The 23623-nt window shown below is 67.9% G+C and carries 22 protein-coding genes; 6 read left to right on the top strand and 16 right to left on the bottom strand.

Translation table 11 applies throughout. The features are described from left to right. The first annotated feature begins 137 nt into the window (after positions 1-137). Complete coding sequence (locus DL991_RS35485) at positions 138-797, top strand: hypothetical protein (protein ID WP_125788723.1); 660 nt, start codon at positions 138-140, stop codon at positions 795-797. A gap of 112 nt (positions 798-909) precedes the next feature. Then, positions 910-1545: an SRPBCC domain-containing protein gene (locus DL991_RS35480; protein ID WP_125788722.1), complete on the top strand. Its 636-nt coding sequence runs from the start codon at positions 910-912 to the stop codon at positions 1543-1545. Here the strand turns inward: DL991_RS35480 and DL991_RS35475 are convergent. The 3 genes from DL991_RS35475 to DL991_RS35465 are packed head-to-tail and all read right to left on the bottom strand — an operon-like array spanning position 1521 to position 4620. Continuing rightward, on the bottom strand, positions 1521-2261 hold the full coding sequence (locus DL991_RS35475; protein WP_125788721.1) for an HNH endonuclease: 741 nt from the start codon (positions 2259-2261) through the stop codon (positions 1521-1523). The genes DL991_RS35480 and DL991_RS35475 overlap by 25 nt on opposite strands. Next, positions 2258-3445 (bottom strand): AAA family ATPase, encoded by a 1188-nt coding sequence (locus DL991_RS35470; protein ID WP_125788720.1) that lies wholly within the window; start codon positions 3443-3445, stop codon positions 2258-2260. Before DL991_RS35470 ends, DL991_RS35475 begins: the two co-directional genes overlap by 4 nt. A 26-nt stretch (positions 3446-3471) precedes the next feature. Next, positions 3472-4620 (bottom strand): hypothetical protein, encoded by a 1149-nt coding sequence (locus DL991_RS35465; RefSeq protein ID WP_233599188.1) that lies wholly within the window; start codon positions 4618-4620, stop codon positions 3472-3474. A gap of 298 nt (positions 4621-4918) precedes the next feature. On the opposite strand from DL991_RS35465, the gene DL991_RS35460 reads away from it, so the two are divergent. From DL991_RS35460 to DL991_RS35445, 4 genes are read left to right on the top strand one after another with little or no spacing between them, the layout of a single operon-like run. Continuing rightward, positions 4919-5341 carry a hypothetical protein gene (locus tag DL991_RS35460; protein ID WP_125788719.1) on the top strand — a complete coding sequence of 141 codons (423 nt, stop codon included), beginning with the start codon at positions 4919-4921 and terminating at the stop codon, positions 5339-5341. Further along, positions 5341-5955 (top strand): DUF3558 domain-containing protein, encoded by a 615-nt coding sequence (locus tag DL991_RS35455; RefSeq protein WP_125788718.1) that lies wholly within the window; start codon positions 5341-5343, stop codon positions 5953-5955. The genes DL991_RS35460 and DL991_RS35455 overlap by 1 nt, the downstream gene beginning before the upstream one ends. Beyond that, positions 5955-7256, top strand: a complete 1302-nt coding sequence (locus tag DL991_RS43905; RefSeq protein ID WP_125788717.1) for a PPE domain-containing protein — start codon at positions 5955-5957, stop codon at positions 7254-7256. The genes DL991_RS35455 and DL991_RS43905 overlap by 1 nt, the downstream gene beginning before the upstream one ends. A gap of 27 nt (positions 7257-7283) precedes the next feature. Then, a complete protein-coding gene (locus DL991_RS35445; protein ID WP_125788716.1) occupies positions 7284-8003 on the top strand; it encodes an ESX secretion-associated protein EspG in 720 nt (239 codons plus the stop codon). On the opposite strand, the gene DL991_RS35440 is transcribed toward DL991_RS35445, so the two are convergent. From DL991_RS35440 to DL991_RS35380, 13 genes are all read right to left on the bottom strand, one after another. After that, positions 7956-8762 (bottom strand): helix-turn-helix transcriptional regulator, encoded by an 807-nt coding sequence (locus tag DL991_RS35440; protein ID WP_125788715.1) that lies wholly within the window; start codon positions 8760-8762, stop codon positions 7956-7958. The two genes, DL991_RS35445 and DL991_RS35440, sit on opposite strands and share 48 nt — an antisense overlap. 107 nt (positions 8763-8869) lie before the next feature. Next, positions 8870-10435 carry an NADH-quinone oxidoreductase subunit NuoN gene (gene nuoN / locus DL991_RS35435; RefSeq protein ID WP_125788714.1) on the bottom strand — a complete coding sequence of 522 codons (1566 nt, stop codon included), beginning with the start codon at positions 10433-10435 and terminating at the stop codon, positions 8870-8872. A 3-nt stretch (positions 10436-10438) separates the two neighbouring features. Then, positions 10439-11989, bottom strand: coding sequence for an NADH-quinone oxidoreductase subunit M (locus DL991_RS35430; RefSeq protein ID WP_125788713.1), 1551 nt, complete (start codon positions 11987-11989; stop codon positions 10439-10441). Next, positions 11989-13887 (bottom strand): NADH-quinone oxidoreductase subunit L, encoded by a 1899-nt coding sequence (gene nuoL / locus DL991_RS35425; protein WP_125788712.1) that lies wholly within the window; start codon positions 13885-13887, stop codon positions 11989-11991. The genes DL991_RS35430 and nuoL overlap by 1 nt, the downstream gene beginning before the upstream one ends. A 10-nt stretch (positions 13888-13897) precedes the next feature. Beyond that, positions 13898-14197, bottom strand: coding sequence for an NADH-quinone oxidoreductase subunit NuoK (nuoK, locus tag DL991_RS35420; protein WP_061980060.1), 300 nt, complete (start codon positions 14195-14197; stop codon positions 13898-13900). Continuing rightward, positions 14194-15039 (bottom strand): NADH-quinone oxidoreductase subunit J, encoded by an 846-nt coding sequence (locus DL991_RS35415; protein WP_125788711.1) that lies wholly within the window; start codon positions 15037-15039, stop codon positions 14194-14196. Before DL991_RS35415 ends, nuoK begins: the two co-directional genes overlap by 4 nt. Further along, positions 15036-15575 carry an NADH-quinone oxidoreductase subunit NuoI gene (gene nuoI / locus DL991_RS35410; RefSeq protein WP_125788710.1) on the bottom strand — a complete coding sequence of 180 codons (540 nt, stop codon included), beginning with the start codon at positions 15573-15575 and terminating at the stop codon, positions 15036-15038. Before nuoI ends, DL991_RS35415 begins: the two co-directional genes overlap by 4 nt. After that, positions 15562-16899 (bottom strand): NADH-quinone oxidoreductase subunit NuoH, encoded by a 1338-nt coding sequence (gene nuoH / locus DL991_RS35405; RefSeq protein WP_233599186.1) that lies wholly within the window; start codon positions 16897-16899, stop codon positions 15562-15564. The genes nuoI and nuoH overlap by 14 nt, the downstream gene beginning before the upstream one ends. Continuing rightward, a complete protein-coding gene (locus DL991_RS35400) occupies positions 16896-19382 on the bottom strand; it encodes an NADH-quinone oxidoreductase subunit G (protein ID WP_125788709.1) in 2487 nt (828 codons plus the stop codon). Before DL991_RS35400 ends, nuoH begins: the two co-directional genes overlap by 4 nt. Beyond that, a complete protein-coding gene (nuoF, locus tag DL991_RS35395) occupies positions 19379-20659 on the bottom strand; it encodes an NADH-quinone oxidoreductase subunit NuoF (RefSeq protein ID WP_125788708.1) in 1281 nt (426 codons plus the stop codon). The genes DL991_RS35400 and nuoF overlap by 4 nt, the downstream gene beginning before the upstream one ends. After that, the gene (nuoE, locus tag DL991_RS35390; protein WP_125788707.1) at positions 20659-21531 is read right to left on the bottom strand and encodes an NADH-quinone oxidoreductase subunit NuoE; all 873 of its coding nucleotides are present in this window, start codon (positions 21529-21531) and stop codon (positions 20659-20661) included. Before nuoE ends, nuoF begins: the two co-directional genes overlap by 1 nt. After that, complete coding sequence (locus tag DL991_RS35385; RefSeq protein WP_125788706.1) at positions 21528-22859, bottom strand: NADH-quinone oxidoreductase subunit D; 1332 nt, start codon at positions 22857-22859, stop codon at positions 21528-21530. Before DL991_RS35385 ends, nuoE begins: the two co-directional genes overlap by 4 nt. Continuing rightward, positions 22856-23623 carry an NADH-quinone oxidoreductase subunit C gene (locus tag DL991_RS35380; RefSeq protein ID WP_125788705.1) on the bottom strand — a complete coding sequence of 256 codons (768 nt, stop codon included), beginning with the start codon at positions 23621-23623 and terminating at the stop codon, positions 22856-22858. The genes DL991_RS35385 and DL991_RS35380 overlap by 4 nt, the downstream gene beginning before the upstream one ends.

Below are 23623 nucleotides of genomic sequence, written 5' to 3'. Positions count from 1 at the left end.
ATCCAACGGGTGTCCATGATCCACGGTCGAGTGAAACGACCGTCACGCACGCAACGGGCGAATCCGACACGCAGATAGTGATGACAAAGGAAGAACGGCCGATCCGGCTCGCTCTCCATCACGTGAGGAGGAAGCCCATGCGTATCACCGTCGCAAGCCGGGCCGGCCTGGTCGGCGCGCTGCTGCTGGCAGGTCTCGGCACCGGCGTGACGCCCGCCGCCGCCTCGAACCCCGCGGGCGTGGCCTCGCTCGGCTCCGCCGCCTTCACCAAGGGCACCTCGGCGCCGATCTCGATCTCGTCGCTCGCCGACTGCGCGGTCGAGGGACCGACGAGCAACTCGTCCGGGGTCGTGACCAGGACCGGGATCACGTTCGGTGGCGGCACGTCGACGTGCACGACGACCGTCGTCGACCCCGAAAACGACGTGACCTCGACGAAGTCGGAGGCCACGGGGCAGAACTTCGAACTGTCGGCGCTCGTCTCGTCGAGCGGCCCGCGGATCAAGATCAGGTCCTACTCGGTCAGCTGCACGGCCACGCAGACCGGCACCAACGCGAGCTGGACCTACGGCGGCGCGACCGGGCTCGGCACCTTGCCGTCGCCCGTGCCGGTCGGCTACGTCAAGCCGATCACCAAGTCCAACGGGACTCTGCTCGCCGAGGCGATCTTCAACGAGCAAACGTTGCCGGGCGACGGCAGCATCGCGCTGACCATGCTGCGGATCAAGTTCGCCCCGGCCTCGAACATCACCGGCGAAGTGGTCATCGGGCGCACAGCCTGCTCCCCCACTCCCTGAGCCAACCCGCCAGGAAAGGGGCGTCCGGTTCGGCCGGGCGCCCCTTTTCCATTATGGCTTATATAAGCCTCTGCTGATATCTTGGCGGCAAGCCGAGCAACGGAGGGCACCCATGGTCGACGTGACCACTCAGATCAACTCCGTCCAGCGCCGGCTGGGCAAGCGCGTGGTCGAAGCGGGCGAGGCGGTGACGGCCACGGTCAGCCAGGTCTACGACACCGGCCTCGACGATCTCTGGGACGCGTGCACGAATCCCGAACGCATCCCGCGCTGGTTCCTCCCGATCAGCGGCGAACTGCGCGTCGGCGGCAAGTACCAGCTCGAAGGCAACGCGGGCGGGACGGTCGAGCGCTGCGATCCGCCGAAGAGCTTCGCCGCCACCTGGGAGTACGGCGGCGACGTCAGCTGGATCGAGCTCCGGCTGAGCCCCGAAGCCGACGGGCGCACCCGGTTCGAACTCGACCACACCGCCGTTCCCAACGAGCACTGGAACCAGTTCGGGCCGGGCGCAGTGGGCATCGGCTGGGACATGATGCTGAACGGGCTCGCGCTGCACCTGGACTCCGGGGAGTCCGCCGACCCCGAGGCGGCCATGGCCTGGATGACCAGCGAAGAAGGCGTGCGGTTCATGACCTTGAGCAACGAGGCCTGGTACGAGGCCGACGTCGCCAACGGGACGGACGCGACCACCGCCCGCACGCGCGCCGACGCCACCCTGGCCGCCTACACCGCACCCCCGGAGAGCTGAAGGTCTTCGGCGAGCTCCGGGGCGCGAAGCAGGTCGATGAGCTCGTCGTCCGCCCGGAACACGGCGCGGGCGCCCGGCATGCCCGCCTGCCGGAGCATCGCATGGAGGACGTCGGCGTGCGGCTGGTCGAGCAGGGTCCAGACCATCGCGCGCCGCCTCCGGTCGTCCCCCAGTTCGCGCGCGGTCCACCAGCCCATGACGAGCGCGCTCACCTGGTTGACCGCCGTTTCCCGCCCGCGCGCCAGTTGCGCGCGGTTCAGCCCGCACACCTCGATGGTCTGCTCGCCCTTCGCGGTCAACGCGCGATAGGTCCCGATCGACAGCACCAGGAACAGGTGGTCCAGCGGGTCTTCGGCGGTCGGGTCGATCAGCAGGCTGTTGCCGTCTTCGTCCACCGGGAACAGGTCGCGTTTGTGGTGGCTGTTGCAGTACTCGCACGCGAGCACGTGATTGAGCCAGTCGAACGCGCGCCCCGGATTCCGCGCGATCGGCTCGAAATGGTCCACAGTGGACCCGAGGCCGTCGCCGCAGTACATGCAGTAGCCGCGGCCGGCGGCCATGACGTCCAGGCCCGCCCGCAAGGAACGCCGGACGGCACGGGAAACCCGCCAAAGCCGTCGCGCTTCTTTGCTGTCACCGGGAGGGATCCGCGCGGTCAGCTCTTCGAGATCGGCCACCACCCGCCCCGGCAGCGCGATCCGGCGGATCCCGATCACCGATCGTCGGCCTCGAGCCGCCTGGCCACCTCGTCGACCCGGCTCGGCGGCGAACTGCTCAGCATGCCCCGGAGACGTTCCCATTCCCGGACCCCGTTCGCGTCCGCCCGGCCGGAGGCCACCTGGAACTCGAGTTCGGCGAGGTGCTCCCGCAGTTCGACCGCCTGCGGCGAATAAGGCGTGTCCAAGCCGAACAGGTCGGACAGCACGGCGTCGTCCCCGGAGCCGAACACGACCCGCTCGTACAGTTCCTCGGAGACCACGCGCGGCGGCATCTCCTCGTCCGGCCCGGAAAGCCGGATGAGACCGCCGGGGTCGGCGGCCTGGCAGACGTAAGGGCTGTGCGTGGTGACGATGAACTGGATCCGCGGGAAATGCGCCTTGAACCACGGCCCCATGCGTTTCTGCCACGAGACGTGGAGATGCGCGTCGACCTCGTCGATGATCACGACTCCGGGACTCTCGTGATCGAGGCCGGCGCCGTTGAGTTGCTTCAGCAGATCGACCACGAGCGCGGTCACCGTGCGATAGCCGTCGCTCATCTCGCGCAACGGGAACCGGTCACCGCGGTATTCGACCCAAAGCCCGTCCGAATCGACGTCCCGGATCCGGTAACCGCCCGGCAGAAGGCCGTCACCGAGGATCTCCAGCGCCGCGTCCTTCAGCTCACGTGCGCCCGCTTTTCCTTCCAGGGCACGGAGATGCTGATTGATCAGCCAGGTGACACCCTCGGCGAGCGAAGCGTCTTCGTGGAACAGGCTGGCCATCCGCGCCAGCGACCCCGCGCCGCGCATCCACGACTCGGCCTCCCCGCTGCCACCCGCGAGCCGCCGGAAGGGCCCATACGCCGCGCAGAACGGCTGGCCCGGCGGCAATCCGGAAATCGGCAGCAGACCGGAGTCGAGCCAGCGGACCTCGACCGGCGCCGGCCCCTCCTCGCGCATCACCGACAGTTCGATCGACCCCGACGTCTGGTTCGTCGAAATCCAGCTGCCGGCATCCGACAGCAACCCCCAGGCCACATCCGGCGCCGCCGCGACCGCGATGGCCCGCAGCAGCGAGGTCTTGCCCGAACCGTTGCGCCCGGCGAGCACCACCCAGCCGGGTCCGGGCAGCTTGAGGTCGACGGCGCGGGCGCCACTGAAGCCACGGATGTTCTCCAGCCGGACCCGCTCGATGTACATGAAGGAAGCTTACGACGGCGCGCACGTCACCCGGCCACCCGAAAGTGGGTCGCCAGCACGAAATCCATCACGGCGTGAGCCTTGGCGACGTCCACCTCCGAAACGACCTTCGAGCGGTCCCAGTCTTCGACCCCTCTCTCTTGCTCGGGCGATATCCGCAGCCGGACATGCCCGCGGACGTCGAGGTTCCCGAGTGGTGAGGCATAGAGCGCGAACTCGTGGTCGTCCTTCGAACGGAAAGTGACTCCCGGCCGGTCGCCGAACGTGAGCTGCTGGTGGTCTTTGAAGGTCTTGTTCGGATCCGCGAGCCATTCCCCCGGCGCGCCGCCGTTCGCGGTGGCCCCGGCCTCGACCTGCAGCCGATGTTTCGGCTCGACGAAGTAGCACCCTCCCGGCGTGGCGATCGGTGCGAAGTCCGGGCCGAACGCCATCCGGACCGCGTCACGGAACACCGCGCATTCGACGTTCGGATCGGCGGCTCCGGCGGCGATGATCCGCTCGGCGCCGCCCGGTACTTCGACCTCGACCGCCGGATCGCAGTTCTCACCCTTGCTGGTGGAGACCCAGTCCGCGCAGGCCCCGACCCGGGCGCTGTCCTGACCGTCCGGTGGGTAGACGAGGTCGCGGGGCAGCTTCGCGGCGCCCGCGGTGGCGAAGTCGCGGAGGAGTTCACAGTCCTTGCTGCGGGTCATCCCCAGTTCGAACCTGACCGCGCGCTGGAAGCTCACCGGCACCGTGATCGCACAGCCATCGAGCCTGCCCTCGCGGCGGGTCTCTTCCTGATAGCCCTTCACCCCGCCCAAGTCGATGACGGCTCCGTCGACCCGGTGGAGAACCAGGTGACCCGGGTCCACGTCCTCGGCGTAGATGAGAGGTTCGTAACCATCACGGACGAGGGTGCACATCTTCCTGCCGTACTTCACCTTGGGCTCGCGTGTCACGGGCCGGGTATCGCCCGCCTTTCTGCGGTCGTAGGCGGCCAGGTCGATCAACTCGCAGAAATCCAGCGCCGCGAGCGCCGCACCGACGGCCTCTTCGTCGCGATCCGCAGGCCGGGGTTGCTTCGGCTGCCATTCCGGAAACTGCGGTGGCGACGGGGGTGTTTCCACGGATTCCGCACAAGCGGCGAGCAGGCAGCCGAGAACTGCGCCGAGAATCACTCTTCGAAACTTCATTACGCAGAGTGTGCGAACTTGATCGTCCAACCACCAGCTAGAACCCAGTTTCCCGGGCACATTCACACGAATGGTTTTCACGGATAGTCATCAAGTTCGCTGAGGCTATTCAGCAGGGAACGGGACTTTATGCAGTCGGGTTCACCACCCCGGGAACCCTGGTAATCTTCCCGGCGTCGGATTACGCAGGGTGCATCGGGGAGACGCGCCTTGTAGCCACGGGAGGGGCACATGACGACGGTGACTTCGGGACGGCTTCGGCTATTCAGTGGGGATCGATTCGGTGCGGCGGGGGTGCATGGCCGTGCCTGAGGGGTCACCGGTCTACCAACCGGGCTTCGACCCGGGCTCGGTCTGCAAAGCTCCGCCCACCGGCGGCTCCTACGGGACGCCTGTCGCGGAAGGTGCAGGGTTCAAGTACGACGAGGCGACCCTCCATGAACTGGTGGCGGAGTGGCGTGACCTGGCGGTGGAGTACAAGAACGATCTGATCGATGCGAACAGGATCGCCTTTGCTCAGCCTCCAGGGCTCGAGTACGCAAGCGGGGACAATGCATCAATAACCCGGCAGTCGGGGGAAGCGCTCGTCGCAGCCCTCAACCAACGCATCGCCTACTGCGAGAACATGGCGAACAAGTACGTGACCGCGCTCGGCAGGTACGCCACTGCGGAAGAACACGCCACCACAGTTATCAACCAACAGCCGAAAGGCATCGCCTGATGCGGCGGACAGTTCTCATAGTCGGCGCGGTCGCGCTTGCCGTCAGCGCTTGCTCGACCCCCACCACGAACGGCACTCCCTCGCCCACCAGCGGCGGAGCAAGCTTGAGCCAGTCAGACTCAGCCAACGCGCCTGCAGAGGTACCCAAGGTCGGGACTCCGATCGACCTGACAAGGTTCAAGCAGACGCCTTGCAACGCTCTCACTAAACCTCAGGTCGAAGAGCTCCTAGGTGCCTCGGCGGATGGCGAGGCACGGGACGGCGCAGCGGGCCCTGCGTGCACTTGGGTCGTCCCCTCCACTACACGGCCCTTGGTCAGCGTGGTCTTCAGCAACACACAGGACAGCGGGACAGCGAGGATTTATGCCGCCAAGGGTAAGTCCTACCAATTCATGGAGCCGCTCGAAGCAGTTGACGGCTACCCGCTGACCGCTTACGGCATGAAAGACGAGCGCTCCGCAGGCCGGTGCTCGGCTGCATTGGGAACCAGCGACACAGAAACCATCGGTGTCGCGGCGGAGCAGTCCGAAGCCAACGTCGGCAAGAAAAGCCCCTGTGCCGTTGCGCGTGAAGTTGCGATCAGGGTGCTGGCCACCATCCGAGGGGGCAACTGATGCCGGCAGGACCGCTCACCGCCACCCAGATCTACGAACAGATCACGGGTGGCGAAGGCCCCGGGTCGCTGTCCGACGCGCAGCGAAGTGGTTACAACCTGACCCGGCGGCACCACGAACGGGCGCAGCGGCTCGCCGCCCTCACGCAGAAGACCCTGGAGGGTTGGCAGGGCGGGGCCAGCATGGCGGCGGTCGACGCGACGGTGCCGGTCGTCGAGGCTGCGGCGGACGACGTGACGCACCTGACACGGGCCCAGACCGCCATCAGCTCCCAGATGGACGCGTTCGGCACGGCCAAGAACTCCGTCAAGCCGGTTCCGCCCGAGCAGCCCGCGCCAACCGCCGAAGACGTCGAGGCGCTCATGGGACGCGGCGGCACGTTCGGCTACTGGGACCGGGTCAAGGGGTACCAGGCCGACAGTCAGCACAACATCGACGCGTTCGCGTCTTACCACTCCGCCAGCACCGCCAACGGTGACGAGCTGCCCGCCCAGTACGCGCAGCTCACCGACCCCGGCGGCAGCGTCACCTTGGACGACGGCAGCTCCGGCAAACCGGCGGCGAAGGGGTTCGGCGACGGCTCCGACGGGCGCGAACACGGCGCAGGCGAGCCCTACCGAGGCCCGAGCGGACCCAGTGGGCCGAGTGGACCCAGCGGGCCGGGCACCCCGGCGCCGGGCGGCGCGGCCGACAGCGGTCCTCAGCCCGGGCAAGGCCCCCAGCCAGGTCAGCACCAGCCGGCCCAACCGCATCCGGTCGCACAGCAGCCCGACGACGGAACCCGCGCGAATTCGTACACACCACCCCAGACCACGCCGGTCATGCCGCCGGGGGCGAACCTCGACTTCGGGCCGACCGGCAAGCCGGGCACCACCACCTTCAACCAACCAGGCGCCTTCCCGCCCGGGTACACCTCGTTCGGGCCGGGTACCGGCGGAGGGCAAGGGCCCACCAGCGGGCCGGGCGGGCGAACCACGGGCGGGCCAGGATCTCCGGGCGGGTATCGGGGTGGCGTCCCTGGCGGACCAGGCGGCACCGGGCAGCCCGGGGCGGGTGGACGGAGCGGCGCCGGGCTGCCGGGCGAAGGCGTGGGCGGCCGAGGCGCGGCGGGGACGGCCGGAGCTGCGGGTCGTGGCGGGGCGAACGGGATGCCGATGGCGCCCGGCGCCGCTCGCGGGAAGGGCGAGGAGGACAAGGAGAAGAAGGCTCCGGCGTACCTCCAAAACCCGGATCCGGACGAGACCTTCGGTGGCTACCCCGAAAAGCCGATGCCACCGGTGATCGGCGAGAACAAGAAGTAGCACCGCAGTCCCAGGGGAGGGAGACACGTGGTGCTCGCGCGCCCGGTCGAGATCACGCTCGACACACTGTTGACCGCGTTCCGTCACGTCGGCTGCGGAGATCCGCATTTGATCTTCGCGGGCGGGCTGCGGTACATCCCGCCGTCGTCGCGGAACGGCGAAGACCGGGCGGCGTTCGAGGAGCTCGGCGGGCTCGGGTTCACCGAGGGCAAGCGGCTGACCAGCGACTTCGAGGACGTCCTGCACATACTCGACCGGCCGAACACCGAGTACTACGCGACCGTGCGGACGGAGGCGGAGCAGTACAGCGTGCTCGTCGCGGTGCGCGGACGGGCAGCGGTGACGGCGATCTGCGAGGGGAATCGCGTGTGGCTCAAGGGCGTGCGGACCTCCGACCGCGCGGCGGCGCTCGTGATGAACCTGCCCGAGTACCCGCCCGCGCGTTTCACGCCGTTTTCGTTGCCCCAGGACGACTTCAAGGATTCGCGAAGCCGGGACGCGCGATGGCTGGACGACGTCTTCGAGCAGCCCTATTTCGGTGTCGGGTTCTTTGCCGCGGCCAAGCGTCCCAACGGGGAAAAGCGCACAGAGGCCACGGACGGCCTGACCTATCTCGACCTCGACGCCGGACGGGTGGCCATGCACGTGAGCGGTTCTCCTCAGAACCGGTACATCACCGTCCTCCCCGGCGATCCCACGTTACTGTCCCAAAAGGTCGCCGCGCTGCGAGCGAGTCTCGACCACTGACTCGATCAGGCGCACCGACCGCGCCGGATCCAGCGCGACAGCGTCCACAGTGGACTGGAGATAGGGTTCGACATCGCAGGGTCGATGCAGGAACAGCCCGGATCGCCGATGCTCCAGGTACACCAACGGCCGGACGTCGCCGAATTCCAGCAGAACATAGGCACCACCGGGATGAGCTCCGGCGGTGAAGGGGATGACCCGGAGTTCGACGGTGGGCCGTTCGGCCAGCGAGACGAGATGCCGAAGCTGATTCGCCATCACTTGTGGCCCACCGACCTGACGGCGCAGCGCTCCTTCGTCGATATAGGCGACGAACTTCTTCTGTCCCAGCAATTTCTGCCGTTCCCGCCGCGCCTCGATCGCCGCGGCGGAAAGGTCCGTAGCCCTCGCGTAGAAGGGAGTCTGCAGCAGGTCGGGGACAAGCGTGGTCGCGAAAGCGACGATCCTGCGGGCCTCCTTTTCGTACTGGGTGAGAGTCTTCAACTGGAGTGACAGGTCAGCGAACCACCAGGGCCCGTTGTCGCGGGACAACGAGAGCAGCGCGTCCCGTCGCTCGCCGGTGACCTGATAGACCGCGAGCAGCGCGGCCACCTCTTCGGCGGACGCCGCGCGCACAGCGGTTTCGATCCGGCTGATCGTCGACTGGGACCAGGCCAGTTTGTCGGCCACTTCGGTCGCGGCCAATCTGGCGGCCCGCCGCGCGGCTCGAAGTCCCTCGGCGAGAGCCCTCGCCTGGGGTGTGGGCTTCGGCTTCGGCATGGCGAGCAACCTGCCAGGTGCGGCCCGGCAATTCAGTGCCCGAAACGCGTGAAGGCCCCCTTCCCCCGGCTGAACCGAGGGAAGGGGGCCTTCACGCGCAAAGAAAACTACTTGAGAGCGAAGCCGCCGGACCCCGCCCAGTCGAGGGCGAACGCCGGGAGCAGGCCGAGCACCAGCGTGACGATGACGCCGAGCGTGATCGCCGTGGTGGTGAACGCGCCGGGCACGGTGACGGTCGGGCCGTCGGGGGCGGGCTCGGAGAAGTACATCAGCACGATCACCCGCAGGTAGAAGAACGCGGCGACGGCGCTGAAGATCAGGGCGATGACGACCAGCGGCGCCATCCCGTCGGACAGGGCCGCCGAGAACACCACGAACTTCCCGACGAAGCCACTGGTCAGCGGGATACCGGCGAGCGCGAGAAGCAGGAAGGTGAACACCCCGGCCAATACCGGAGACCGTTTCGCCAACCCGGCCCAGGCGGACAGGTGGGTCGCCTCGCCGTTCGAGTCCCGCACCAGCGAGACGACACCGAACGCGGCGAGCGTGGTGAAGCCGTAGGCCAGCAGGTAGAACAGCGTGCTCGACAGGCCTTCTTCGGTCATCGCGATCGCACCCACGAGCAGGAACCCGGCATGCGCGATGGACGAGTAGGCGATCATGCGCTTCACGTCGGTCTGCGTCAGGCCGAGCACCGCGCCGATCAGCATCGAGATGATCGCGACGCCCCAGAGCACGCCGCGCCATTCCCAGCTCGTCGACTCGAACGCCACCTGGAACACCCGCAGGATCCCGCCGAACGCGGCGACCTTGGTGCAGGCGCCCATGAACGCGGTGACCGGGGTCGGCGCGCCCTGGTAGACGTCCGGGGTCCAGGTGTGGAACGGGCCGACCGAACCCTTGAACAGCAGACCGACCGCGACCAGCCCGAGCCCGGCGAACAGCAGCGTGTCCGACCGGTCCGAACCGGCGGCGGCGTTGGCGATGTCCGACAGCTTCACGGAGTTCGCGTAGCCGTAGAGCAGCGCGAGACCGTAGAGGAAGAACGCCGACGAGAACGCGCCGAGCAGGAAGTACTTGACGGCGGATTCCTGCGAGAGCAGGCGACGCCGCCGCGCGAGACCGCACATCAGGTACAGCGGCAGGCTCAGCACCTCGAGCGCGATGAACATGGTGAGCAGGTCGTTGGCCGCGACGAACGACATCATGCCGCCGAGCGCGAACAGCGTCAGCGGGAAGACCTCGGTCTGCATACCGGTGGTGCCGACCTGCGCGCGGTCCTGCAGCGTGCCGGGCCGGATGCCGGCCTGCGCGACGAACGCGCCGCCGGGTTCGACCGAGCGGTCCGCGATCAGCAGCACCGCGCCCAGCGCCAGCGCCAGCAGCGTGCCCCACAGGAACAGCGACGGCCGGTCGACGGCGATCGCGCCGCTGAAGGTCGTGATGCCTGCCTTCGGCGCGGATGAACTGGCGTACCAGACCAAGAAGACACCCGCCGCGCCGATCCCGACCAGGGACAGGAAGACCTGCGACGGCCACCGCATGTGCTTGGGCAGGAAGGCCTCGAACAGCACGCTGACACATGCGGCCCCGAGGATGATCAGGATCGGCGTGACGGCGAAGTAGTCGATCGACGGCACCTGCACCGGTGGCGCCTGAGTCAAGAAGAGCACGGTTTACTTGCCTCCCTGCACGGACGACATCGTCGCCTGCACCGACGGGGTGATCGTGTCGAGCACCGGCTTGGGGTAGAACCCGAGCGCGATGATCAGCACGACCATCGGCGCCAGGATCGCGATCTCCCTGCCGCCGAGGTCCTTGATTGCTTTGGTCGCCCCGAGTTCGGGAGCGATCGCCGTGCCAGGCCCGCCGCCGGCGCCGATCAGGGCATCTCCGCGGACGGGGCCCTGCATGACGCGCTGGTAGAGCCAGAGCACGTACGCCGCGGCCAGCACCATGCCGACCGTCGCGATGATCGTGTACACCGGGTAGTCCACAAAGGACCCCAGCAGCACCAGGAACTCACTGATGAAGGAGTTCGTGCCGGGCAGGGACAAAGTGGACAGACCGGCGATGAGCAGCATCCCGCCGAGCAGCGGGGTCACCTTCGCCATTCCGCCGTAGTCGGAGATCCGCGTGGACCCGCCGCGCATCACGATCAGGCCGACCACCACGATCAGCATGCCGGTGGCGAGGCTGTGGTTCAGCATGTACGACACCGAGCCGACCATCGCCTGCTCGTTGAAGGTGAAGATGCCCAGCGCGATGAAGCCGAAGTGGGCGATCGACACGTAGGCGATGAAGCGCTTCATATCGCGCTGCCCGGCCGCGAGGATCGAGCCGTAAAGGACACCCGCGACGGCGAGCACCAGCACCCACGGCGCGAGTTCCTTGCTGGCCTCCGGGAACATCGGGAGGCAGTAGCGCAGGAAGCCGAACGTGCCGACCTTGTCCAGCACGCCGACCAGCAGCACCGCGACGCCGATGGGCGCCTGGCCCGCGGCGTCCGGCAGCCAGGTGTGGAACGGCACCAAAGGGGCCTTGATCGCGAACGCGAGGAAGAACCCGATGAACAGCCAGATCTGGGTGCCCAGCGGGGCGTCGCGGACGACCGTGACGAGCGTTTCCCAGTCGAAGGTGCCCTTGCCGAGTTCGTCCGACGCCATCGAGTACGCCCCGATGGCCGAGGCCAGCATGATCAGGCCGCCGAGGAACGAGTAGAGGAAGAACTTGACCGCCGCGTACTGCCGGTTCGCGCCGCCGTAGCCGCCGATCAGGAAGTACATCGGGATCAGCATGATCTCGAACAGCACGTAGAACAGGAAGACGTCGGTCGCGGCGAACACCGCGATGGTCAGCGCCTCCTGCACCAGGATCAGCGAGAGGAACCCGCCCGCCGAGCGTCCGGCCGGGAGCTTGTCGGTCAGCCCCAGCGCGCCGACCACGATCGGCACCAGCAGGCCGATGACCGCGATCATCACCAGCGCGATGCCGTCGATGCCGAACGAGATGTGGATGCCGAAGTTGGGGATCCAGTCCATCGAGGACTTCTGCTGGATCCGGTCTCCCGAGGGCACGTAGCTCGCCCACATCGGGATCACCAGCAGGAACGTCAGGAGCGACACCACGAGCGCGGTGAGCGTCGCCAGCCTGTCGTTCTTCTTCATCCCCGCGACGACCGCGGCGCCGACCAGCGGCAGCAGGATGGTTGCGAGTACCCAGGTCATCAGGAGAACCTCACCAGCAGGAGTGCCGCCAGAAGCAGGAATGTGCCGCCCAGCATGGACAGTGCGTACGAGCGGACGAAGCCGGTCTGAAGGCGGCGCAGGCGCCCGGATCCGCCGCCGAGTGCGGCGGCGAGGCCGTTGACCGCGCCGTCGACCCCGCGGTTGTCCACGTAGACCAGTGCGCGGGCGAGCCAGGTGCCCGGGCGGGCCACCAGCGTCTCGTTCAGGGTGTTGCCGTAGAGGTCGTTGCGCGCGGCCTTGACCACGGCGGAGACCCGCTCGGGGCGTTCCACCGGAACGTCCTTACGGCCGACGAAGAGCCACGCGGCCACCGCGCCGAGGACGGACAGCGCCACGGTGAGGATCGGGACCAGCGCGTGCGGGATGACGCTGTGGCCGCCCTCTTCGAGCGGACCGACCACCGGCGAGAGCCACTCGGCGAACCGGTCGCCGAGGGCGAAGAACGCACCGGCGCCGATCGAACCGACGGCGAGGACGATCATCGGCCACTTCATCACCGCGGGCGATTCGTGCGGGTGGAAGTCGCGGCCGTCGCTGGACTTGATCTCCTTCCAGCGTTCCTTGCCGAAGAAGGTCATCACCATCAGGCGCGTCATGTAGAACGCGGTGAGCCCGGCGCCGAGCAGTGCCGCGCCGCCCATCACCCAGCCGCGCCAGCCGCCCTGGGACAGCGCCGCTTCGATGATCGCGTCCTTGGTGAAGAAGCCGGACAGCGGCGGGATGCCGATCAGGGCGAGGTAACCGAGCGCGAAGGTCCAGAAGGTGACCGGCATGTGCTTGCGCAGCCCGCCGTACTTCCGCATGTCGACCTCGTCGTTCATGGCGTGCATGACCGAACCGGCCCCGAGGAACAGCCCCGCCTTGAAGAAACCGTGCGCGACCAGGTGCATGATGCCGAGCGCGTAGGCGATCGGCCCGAGGCCGACGGCGAGCATCATGTACCCGATCTGGCTGACCGTGGAGTACGCCAGGACCTTCTTGATGTCGTCGTAGGCGCAGCCGATGATGCACCCGATCAGCAGCGTGACCGTGCCGACCAGGGTGACGATCAGGCGGCCGTCCGGGGTGGCGTTGAAGATCTCGTGCGCGCGGGCGACCAGGTAGACGCCGGCGGTGACCATCGTCGCCGCGTGGATGAGGGCCGAGACCGGGGTCGGGCCCTCCATCGCGTCCGGAAGCCAGGCCTGCAACGGGAACTGACCGGATTTACCGCAGGCGCCCAGCAGCAGCAGGATCGCGATGGCGGTGATCGCGCCGGTCGGGATCTTGTCGATCGCGCCGAAGACCTCGGCGTAACCGGTGCTCCCGACGTACTTGAACATCAGGAAGATCGCCAGCGCCAGCCCGACGTCACCGACGCGGTTCATCAGGAACGCCTTCTTCGCCGCGGTGGCCGCGGACGGGCGGTCCTGGTACCAGCCGATGAGCAGGTACGACGCGAGACCGACGCCTTCCCAGCCGAGGTACAACGTCACGAAGCTGTTGCCCAGCACCAGGATCAGCATCGAGGCGACGAACAGGTTGAGGTAGGCGAAGAACCTCGACCGATCGCGGTCCTCGGCCATGTAGCCGATCGAGTAGAAGTGGATCAGCATGCCGACGCCGGTGATCAGCAGCACGAACGTCAGCGAAAGCGCGTCGATCCGGAGCCCGAAGTCGACCTGCAGCGCCGAAACCGGGATCCACGAGAACAGTTTGACGTCCGCGACGTTCTTCGTGTCGGCCGTGAAGAAGAGGATCAGGCCGTACACAAAGGACAGTGAGACGGTCGCACTGCCGAGGAGGTGTCCCCAGCCCCTGGCTCGTTTACCGGCCAGCAGAAGAATCAGTGCGCCAAGAGCCGGGAAGGCCACCAGCAGCCACGATGATGCGGTCACTCTTGAACCCCTAGTACTTCAGCAGGTTGGTGTCGTCGACCGAGGCCGAGCGCCGGGTGCGGAAGATCGCCATGATGATCGCCAGCCCCACCACGACCTCCGCGGCGGCCACGACCATCACGAAGAACGCCATCACCTGACCGTCGAGCGACCCGTTGATCCGGGCGAACGTGACCAGGGACAGGTTCGCCGCGTTCAGCATCAGCTCGATGCACATGAACACGACGATCGCGTTGCGGCGCACCAGCACCCCGACCGCGCCGATGGTGAACAACAGCGCGGACAGGAGCAGGTAGTACGTCGGGGTCATTCCTTCTCCCCTTCAGGCTTGCCCACGAGAGCGTGTGCGTCGGGGCCGTCGGTCGAGCCCGCGACCTGCTTGCGCTCGTCTTCCAGCCGCGAGGCCGAAGTGGACTCGATGATGTCCGAGAGCGACTCCGGCGCGATCGAACCGTCCGGCAGCAGCGCCGGGGTGGCGATCGAGTTGGCCGTCGCGAAGACACCCGGGCCGGGCAGCGGCGAAGGCCGGTCGTGTTTGCCGGTGAACCGGTCGACGACGAGTTCCTTCTGGTTCTTCTTGCCGCCCTTGGCGTGCCGGTCGGTGAACGCGAGCACCATCGCGCCGAGCGCGGCGGTGATCAGCAGCGCCGACGTGAGTTCGAACGGGAACAGGTACTTGGTGAAGATGAGCCGTCCCAGGCCGCCGGGGCCGCCGCCGTCGAGGCTCGCCGGGTCGAGCGGCATCGCCGGCGTGACGTTGGCCAGCGAGCGGGCGAGACCGGCCGCGAGCAGTCCGCCGACGCCGACGCCGAGCAGGGTCGCCATGACCCGCTGCCCGCGCAGTACTTCGACGACCGAATCCGAGCTCTCCCTGCCGACCATCATCAGCACGAACAGGAACAGCATCATGATCGCGCCGGTGTAGACGATGATCTGCGTGAAGCCGAGGAACGGCGCCTGCTGGATCATGTACAGCGCGCCGAGGCACAGCATCGTGAGGACCAGCCACAGCGCCGAGTGCACGGCGTTTCGGGAGAAGATCATGCCGAGCCCGCCGAGCAGCGCGAGCGGGCCGAGCACCCAGAACGCGATGGTCTCGCCGGTGGTGATCCCGGCCGAAACGTCCGTCTGGGCGAGGAAAGCCGTGATCACTGGACGGCCTCCGTGCTCTCGGCGGGCTTGCGTGCCAGCTCGGGGCCGTTGACGTAGTAGTCCTGCTCGTTGTCGCCCAGCCGCATCGGGTGCGGCGGCTGCTCCATGCCGGGCAGCAGCGGCGCGAGGAGGTCTTCCTTGGTGTAGATCAGCCGCTGCCGGTCGTCGTCGGCCAGCTCGTAGAAGTTGATCATCGTCAGTGACCGGGTCGGGCAGGCCTCGACGCACAACCCGCAGCCGATGCAGCGCAGGTAGTTGATCTGGTAGTCGGCGCCGTACCGCTCACCGGGCGAGAACCGTGCCTCTTCGGTGTTGTCGCCGCCTTCGACGAAGATCGCGTCCGCCGGGCAGGCCCACGCGCACAGCTCGCAGCCGACGCATTTCTCCAGCCCGTCCGGATGCCGGTTCAGCTGGTGCCTGCCGTGGTAACGCGGAGCGGCGGGGGCGCCTGCCTCCGGGTACTCCTCGGTGGCGACCTTCTTGAACATCATCCCGAAGGTGACACCGAAACCCTTGATGGGATCAAACATCCCCATCGCCGGCCTCCCTTCCACTGGAAACCGCCGCGGGCTTGCGCTTGGCAGCCCGGGCTTCGGCCTTCGCGACGGCCTTCTGACGCGGAGTCTGGTCCGGAACCTGCAGGTCGAGCGGCGGCACCGGGAATCCGCCACCGGTCACCGGGACGTAGTCCTCGTCCGGGACCTTCTTGTCCGGCAGCAGCAGGCTCAGGATGACGACGACGAGGATGAGCGCGCCGCCGCCGATGAGGATCTGCGGGGTGGAGAGGCCGCCCGAGTTCTTGATCGCGCGGACCGTGACGATCACGACGATCCAGACCAGGTTGACCGGTACCAGGACCTTCCAGCCCAGCCGCATGAACTGGTCGTACCGCAGCCGCGGCAGCGTGCCGCGCAGCCAGATGAACCCGAACAACAGGATGAACAGCTTGGCCGTGAACCACAGCAGCGGGAGCCAGCCCTGGTTGAGCGCGTGGTCGGCGCCGACGAACGGGAACTTCCAGCCGCCGAGGAACAACGTGGTCGCGAACGCCGAAACGATCACCATGTTGACGTACTCGGCGAGGAAGAACATCGCGAACTTCATCGAGCTGTACTCGGTGTGGAAACCACCGACCAGCTCGGATTCGGCCTCGGGGAGGTCGAACGGCGCGCGGTTGGTCTCGCCGACCATGGAGATCAGGTAGATCACGAAACTCGGCAGCAGCAGGTAGAAGTACCAGCCGGTCTGCTGCGACTCGACGATCGCCGACGTCGACATCGAACCCGCGTAGAGGATGACGCCCACAATGGACAGACCCATCGCGATCTCGTAGGAGATCACCTGAGCCGCGCTTCGCAGTCCGCCGAGCAGCGGATACGGCGAGCCGGACGACCAGCCGGCCAGCACCAGGCCGTACACGCCGATCGAGGAGCAGGCGAGGATCACCAGCACGCCGACCGGCAGATCGACCAGCTGGAGCGTGGTGCGCTCACCGAAGATCGAGACCACCGGGCCGAACGGGATCGCGGCCAGCGCGATCAGCGCCGGCACCGCGGAGATCACCGGCGCGAGGAAGTACACCTTGCGGTCGGCGGTGTCCGGGATGATCTGTTCCTTGAACGGCAGCTTGATCGCGTCCGCCAGGGACTGCAGGTAGCCGCCGGGCCCGACCCGGTTGGGGCCGGGACGGTTCTGCATCCGGCCGACGGCCTTGCGCTCCCAGACGATCAGGAAGATCGTCAGGATCGGGCCGATCAGCAGGATGACGACCGTCTTGATCAGGATCAGCCACAACGGGTCGTCCGCCAGCAGCGCCGCCCGCTCGGCGGCGTCCGGCATCTGGCTGAGCAACGGAGTCACTTCTCACCTCCGGTGAGGTTGACGACCGAGCCATGACCGGCCGCGAGCGCGGCGCGGACGGCGGAGCCGTCGGAGTTGCCCGGGAGCCACACGACGCCGTCCGGCAGGTCCGCGACCTCGATCGGCAACGTGATGGAACCGCGTTCGGTGGAGACCTTCACGCTGCCGCCCAAGCCTTCGGCGGTCTTCGCCGAGAGCTTGGCGACGACCTCGCGCTGCGTGCCCTTGAGGTGCGGCTCGCCGTCCTGCAGCGAACCGTTGTCGATCAGCTGGCGCCAGGTGGCGAGGAGGACCTGGCCGTTCGCCGCCTCCGGACGTGCGATGAAAGCGTCCTTCATTGCGAAATCTGCAATGAAGGAGTCCTTCATCTCACGCGCGGGCAGCTTCGCCAGATCGGCGGCAGCGGCGGCCGGGGTCTGCGTGAAGATGTCCGCGTCCATCTCGACGGCGAGGGTGTCGAGCACCCGGCAGTCGGGCAGGGCGCCGGTGCCTTCGAGGGTGACGGCGAACTCGCGGCGGCGGCCTTCCCAGTTCAGGTAGCTGCCCGCCTTCTCGACCGCCGGGGCGATCGGGAGGACGACGTCCGCGTGTTCGGTGACCCCGCTGTGCCGCAGTTCCAGGCTCACCACGAACTTCGCGTTCTGCAGCGCGCGGCGGGCCAGATCCGGGTCCGGCTGGTCGTCCGGGTCGACGCCGCCGACCAGCAGGCCGTCGATGTCCTGACCGGAAGCGGCCTTGAGGATGGCGGTGGTGTCGCGGCCCGCCGTGGCGGAAAGCGTGACGCCCCAAGCCTTTTCGATCTCGGCGCGAGCCGCGTCGTCGGTGACCGAGCGGCCACCGGGCAGCAGCGTCGGCGCCGCGCCCGCCGCCAGGGCACCGCGTTCACCCGCGCGACGCGGGATCCACGCGAGCCGGGCGCCGGTGCGCTCCACCAGCCGGTGCAGGGCCGAGAAGAGGCCGGGGACCTCGGCGGCACGCTCGCCGACGAGGATCACCGAGCCTTCGGCCGAAAGCGCCTGGTCGACGTCCTGCGCGTGCTGCGCGATGCCGTCGATCGCGGCGGCCTCACTGCCCGGCGCGCAGGCCAGCAGCTCGCCGAAGGTCTTGCGGACCGAGGAGGTGGTCCACTGTCCCAAGTGGACGACGCGGGTGCGGTTCTTGCGGGCCGCCTTGCGCAGCCGCAGGAACACGATCGGCGCCTCGTCCTCCGGCTCGAACGCGACGCACAGCACCGTGCGTGCCCGCTCGATCTCGCCGAACGTGACGCCGCTTTCCGGCGTCGTCCCGACCACGTGCGACGCGAGGAAGCCCAGCTCCTCGGCCGAGTGCGGACGCGCCCGGAAGTCGATGTCGTTGGTGCCCAAGGCGATCCGCGCGAACTTCGAGTACGCGTAGGCGTCCTCGACGGTCAGGCGACCGCCGGTGAGCACCGCGGCACCCTTGCCGTCCCGCGCTTCGGCGAGCCCGGCGGCGGCCGCGCGCAGCGCGTCGGTCCAGGAAGCCTCTTCCAGCACGCCGTCGGCGTTGCGGATCAGCGGACGGCGGATGCGGTCATCCGCGGTGGCGTAGCGGAAGGCGAAGCGGCCCTTGTCGCAGATCCACTCTTCGTTGACCTCGGGGTCGTCGCCCGCCAGCTTCCGCATGACCTTGCCGCGGCGGAAGTCGGTCCGCTCGGCGCAGCCGGACGAGCAGTGCTCGCACACGCTCGGCGCGGACACCAGGTCGAACGGCCGCGAACGGAACCGGTACGCGGCCGACGTCAGCGCGCCGACCGGGCAGATCTGGATGACGTTGCCGGAGAAGTACGACTGGAACGGCTGCCCCGACGTGGTCCGCGACGCCAGGTCCAGCACGTCCGCGGTCTCCGCGGTACCGATCTGCTGGTGGGCGCCGCGTTCGAGCAGCTCGATGAACGGGTCGCCGGCGATCTCGCGGGAGAACCGGGTGCAGCGCTGGCAGAGCACGCAGCGCTCGCGGTCCAGCAGCACCTGCGAGGAGATCGGCAGCGGCTTCGGGAACGTCCGCTTCGTGTCGACGAAACGGGATTCCGCGCGGCCGTGCGCGAGCGCCTGGTTCTGCAGCGGGCATTCGCCGCCCTTGTCGCAGACCGGGCAGTCCAGCGGGTGGTTGATGAGCAGCAGCTCCATCACACCCTGCTGTGCCTTGTCCGCCACGGCCGAGGTCAGCTGGGTCTTCACGACCATGCCGTCGGCGACCGTCATGGTGCACGAGGCCTGCGGCTTCGGCATCGGACGGCCGCCCATTTCGACCTCGACCAGGCACTGGCGACAGGCGCCTGCCGGGTCGAGCAGCGGGTGGTCGCAGAAGCGCGGGATGACCGTGCCGAGCCGTTCGGCGGTGCGGATCAGCAGCTCGCCCTTGGGCGCGATGACCTCTTCACCGTCGATGACCAGCTTGACATGGCCCTCGGGGACCGGGGTGTCCTCTGTGGACGTTCCCGGCCTGTCGGGTGCGATCGTCATGCCTGCGCCCCCACCAGTTCGCGCTTGTTGGTTTCACAGAGTGCGAGGAATTCCTCGCGGAAGTACTTGATCCCGCTCTGGATCGGCGAGACCGCGCCGTCGCCGAGTGCGCAGAACGAACGGCCGAGGATGTTGTCGCAGACGTCGAGCAAGGTGTCGATGTCCTCCTCGGTGCCGTGGCCCTCGACCATGCGCTCCAGGATCTGCGCCAGCCAGTACGTGCCCTCGCGGCACGGCGTGCACTTGCCGCAGGACTCGTGCTCGTAGAACTGCGTCCACTTCATCACGGCCCACGGCACGGAAACGGTCTCGTTGAAGACCTGCACGGCCGTCGTGCCCAGCATCGACCCGGCTTCCGCCGCGCCTTCGAAGTCCAGCGGAACATCGAGGTGCTCGGCGGTGAACATCGGCGTGGACGAACCACCCGGCGTCCAGAACTTCAGCGGGACGCCGTCCTTCATGCCGCCCGCCATGTCCAGCAGCTCGCGCAGCGTGGTGCCGAGCGGGCATTCGTACTGGCCGGGCTTCTCGACGTGGCCGGAGATCGAGTAGATCTTCGGGCCGGGCGACTTCTCGCGGCCCATCTGGCGGAACCAGTCCGAACCGCCGTTGATGATGTACGGCGCGCTGGCGATGGTCTCGACGTTGTTCACCGTGGTCGGCGCGGCGTAGAGCCCCGCGGCGGCCGGGAACGGCGGCTTGAGCCGCGGCTGGCCGCGGCGGCCTTCCAGCGAGTCCAGCAGCGCCGTCTCCTCGCCGCAGATGTACGCCCCGGCGCCCGCGTGCACGGTGATGTCGAGGTCGAATCCGGAGTTGAGGATGTTCTTGCCGAGGTAGCCCGCTTCGTACGCCTCGCGTACGGCCGCGTTGAGACGGCGGATGCAGTGCAGCGCCTCGCCTCGGACGTAGATGAAGCAGTGGTGCGAACGCATCGCGTACGAGGCGATGATGCAGCCCTCGATCAGCGAGTGCGGGTCCGCCATCATCAGCGGGATGTCCTTGCAGGTACCCGGCTCGCCCTCGTCGGCATTGATGACGAGGTAGTGCGGCTTGTCCTCGTTCGGCGGCATGAAGGACCATTTGATGCCGGCGGGGAAGCCCGCGCCGCCACGGCCGCGGAGGCCGGAATCCTTGACCACCTGGACGATCTGCTCGGGAGTGGCCTTGAGCGCCTTGCGGATCGCGGTGTAGCCCTCGAGGGCTTCGTAGGACTGGATCGTCCAGGAGTTGGGCGAAAGCCAGCGCTTCGTGAGGACCGGAGTGATGGGATCGGCCATTACTTCTTCTCCACTTCCGGCAAGGCCACGTCCTTCATGGCGGGCGCGGTCCAGCCGCGGTCTTGCGCGACCTGCGCTCCCCGCAGGGTTTCGACGGCCTGCGAAGGGCCGTCGACGTCCGTGCGGTACTGCTGCGCGTCCTCCGGGAAGAACCCGGCGAGCTGCAGTTCGGCGCCCTTGAAGTTCGTCAGCGGCGCGCCGCGCGTCGGGGCGGGCTTCTTGCCCGCCTGCAACGCGTCGACCAGCGCGACGGCCTTGTCCTCGGTCTGGTTGTCGAAGTACTCGTAGTTGACCTGGATGACCGGGGCGAGGTCACAGGCCGCGAGGCATTCGGCGTGTTCGAGGGTGACCGAGCCGGGCTCGTTCGGCGTACCCGCGGTCTCGTTGTGCCCCAACGGCTTCTCTTCGGAGCCGAGATGCGTCTGGAGCTTCTTGTAGATCGCGTCGCCGCCCATGGCCGCGCACAGCGTGTTGGTGCAGACGCTCACCAGGTGCTCGCCGCACGGGCGGCGCTTGTACATGGTGTAGAACGTCGCGACCGCGCTGACCTCGGCGTCGGACAGGTCCAGCTGCGCGGCGCAGAAGGCGATGCCCTCCTGGCTCACGTACCCCTGCACCGACTGCACCAGGTGCAGCAGCGGCAGCAGCGCCGACCTGGACTGCGGGTACCGCGAGATCAGGTTCTGCGCCCTGGCGTAGGTGTCGGCATCGAAGATGTCTTCGAGCTTCGCGTTCTCCAGGATCCCTTCCGCCTCGGCGGGATCCGGCGCGATCGCGATCACGTCGACGTCACCGCCGGCGGCGATGTGGGTCTGCTCGGCCAGGCTGGTGCCGGGCTCGGGCGTCGGTGTCGTTCCGGGCTGGGTGCTCAACGGTCCACTCCCCCCATGACGGGGTCGATCGAGGCGATGGCGGCGATCACGTCCGCCACCAGGCCGCCTTCGGCCATCGCGGGCATCGACTGCAGGTTCACGAAACTCGGTTCGCGCACGTGGACCCGCAGCGGCCTGGTGCCGCCGTCGGAGACCAGGTGCACGCCGAGTTCGCCGCGCGGCGATTCCACCGACGTGTAGGTCTGGCCCGGCGGGACCTTGAAGCCCTCGGTGACCAGTTTGAAGTGATGGATCAGCGATTCCATCGACTGGCCCATGATCTTGCGGACGTGCTCGAGCGAGTTGCCCATGCCGTCACTGCCGATCGAGAGCTGCGCCGGCCAGGCGACCTTCTTGTCCTCGACCATGACCGGGCCCGGCTCGAGCTTCTTCAGGCACTGCTTGATGATCCGCAGGCTCTGGTGCATCTCCTCGACGCGCAGCAGGTACCGCGCCCAGCAGTCCGCGTCGGTCGAGGTCGGGATGTCGAACTCGAACTCGTCGTAGCGGGAGTACGGCTCGGTCTTGCGCATGTCCCACGGCAGACCTGCGCTGCGCAGCACCGGGCCGGTGACACCGAGCGCGAGGCACGCGTCGACCGGCAGGTACCCGACGCCCTTGAGCCGGTTGCGCCAGATCGGCTGACCGGTGAAGAGCTTGTCGTACAAGGGAAGCCGCTCGTCCATCACCTTGACGAACGCGCTGACGACCTCTTGGTAGTCGGCGGGCATGTCCTGGGCGAGGCCGCCGGGGCGGATGAACGCGTGGTTCATCCGGAGACCGGTGAGGTGCTCCAGCAGGTGCAGGACCTCTTCGCGCTCACGGAAGCCGAGCGTCATCGCCGTGGTGGCACCGAGTTCCATGCCGCCGGTGGCGATGTAGACCAGGTGCGAGCCGATGCGGTTGATCTCCAGCAGCATCACGCGCAGCAGCTCGGCGCGGCGCGGGGCCTGGATGCCGAGCAGCTTCTCGACGCCGAGGCAGTACGCCATCTCGGTCGAGAGCGGCGCGAGGTAGTCCATGCGCGTCACGAAGGTGACGCCCTGGGTCCACGTGCGGTACTCGCAGTTCTTCTCGATCCCGGTGTGCAGGTAGCCGATGACCGAGCGGAGCTGGGTGACGGTCTCGCCCTCCATCTCCAGCACGAGCCGGAGCACGCCGTGCGTCGACGGGTGCTGCGGGCCCATGTTGATGACCATGCGCTCGTCGTGGCGGGAGTCCTCGATGACGTCTTCCCAGTCACCGCCGGAGACGGTGTAGACGCGGCCTTCGGTGGTGTCACGCGAGTCGGCTTCGGGGACTTCGGTTGCTTCGTCGTGAATGCTCACGAGTACGACCTCCGCTGGTCCGGCGGCGGGATCTCCGCGCCCTTGTATTCGACGGGGATCCCGCCGAGCGGGTAGTCCTTGCGCTGGGGGTGGCCGTCCCAGTCGTCCGGCATGAGGATGCGGGTCAGCGCCGGGTGGCCGTCGTAGACGATGCCGAACATGTCCCAGGTCTCCCGCTCCTGCCAGTCGGCCGTCGGGTAGACCCCGACCAGCGACGGGACGTGCGGGTCTTCGATGTCGAGGGTGACCTCGAGCCGGATGCGGCGACGGTAGGTCATCGACGTGAAGTGGTACACCGAGTGCAGCCGCTGCGGGACGTCGACGCCGTAGTCCACGCCGGAGACGGAGCTGAGCAGCTCGAAGCGGAGACCGGTGTCGTCGCGCAGGACCTTGGCGATCTCGACGAGGTGCTCGCGGGAGACGTAGAAGGTGATCTCGCCGCGGTCGACCGTGGTCTGCAGGATCGCGTTCGCCGGGATCTTGTTGTCCGCCAAGGCCGCGTAGAACTCGTCGGCGAACTCGTCGAACCAGCCGCCGTACGGGCGCTCCGCCGGGGGCGGGCTGTACGCGGGGAGGCGGACGCCGCCGTAACCGGAGGTGTCACCGGTGCCGCGCACGCCGAACATGCCCTGGCGCTCTTTACCGGTGACGACCGGCTCGGCCGGGCGCGTGCCCTGCGGCTCGAGACCGCCTTCGGGACGGTCGGCGCTCGACTGCTCGCCGCCGGTTTCCGGTGTCTCTTCGGGGGTGTTGTCTTCGGGCAC

Source organism: Amycolatopsis sp. WAC 01375 (assembly GCF_003947325.1).
Taxonomy (GTDB): domain Bacteria; phylum Actinomycetota; class Actinomycetes; order Mycobacteriales; family Pseudonocardiaceae; genus Amycolatopsis.
This window is presented reverse-complemented; position numbering and strand designations above follow the sequence as displayed.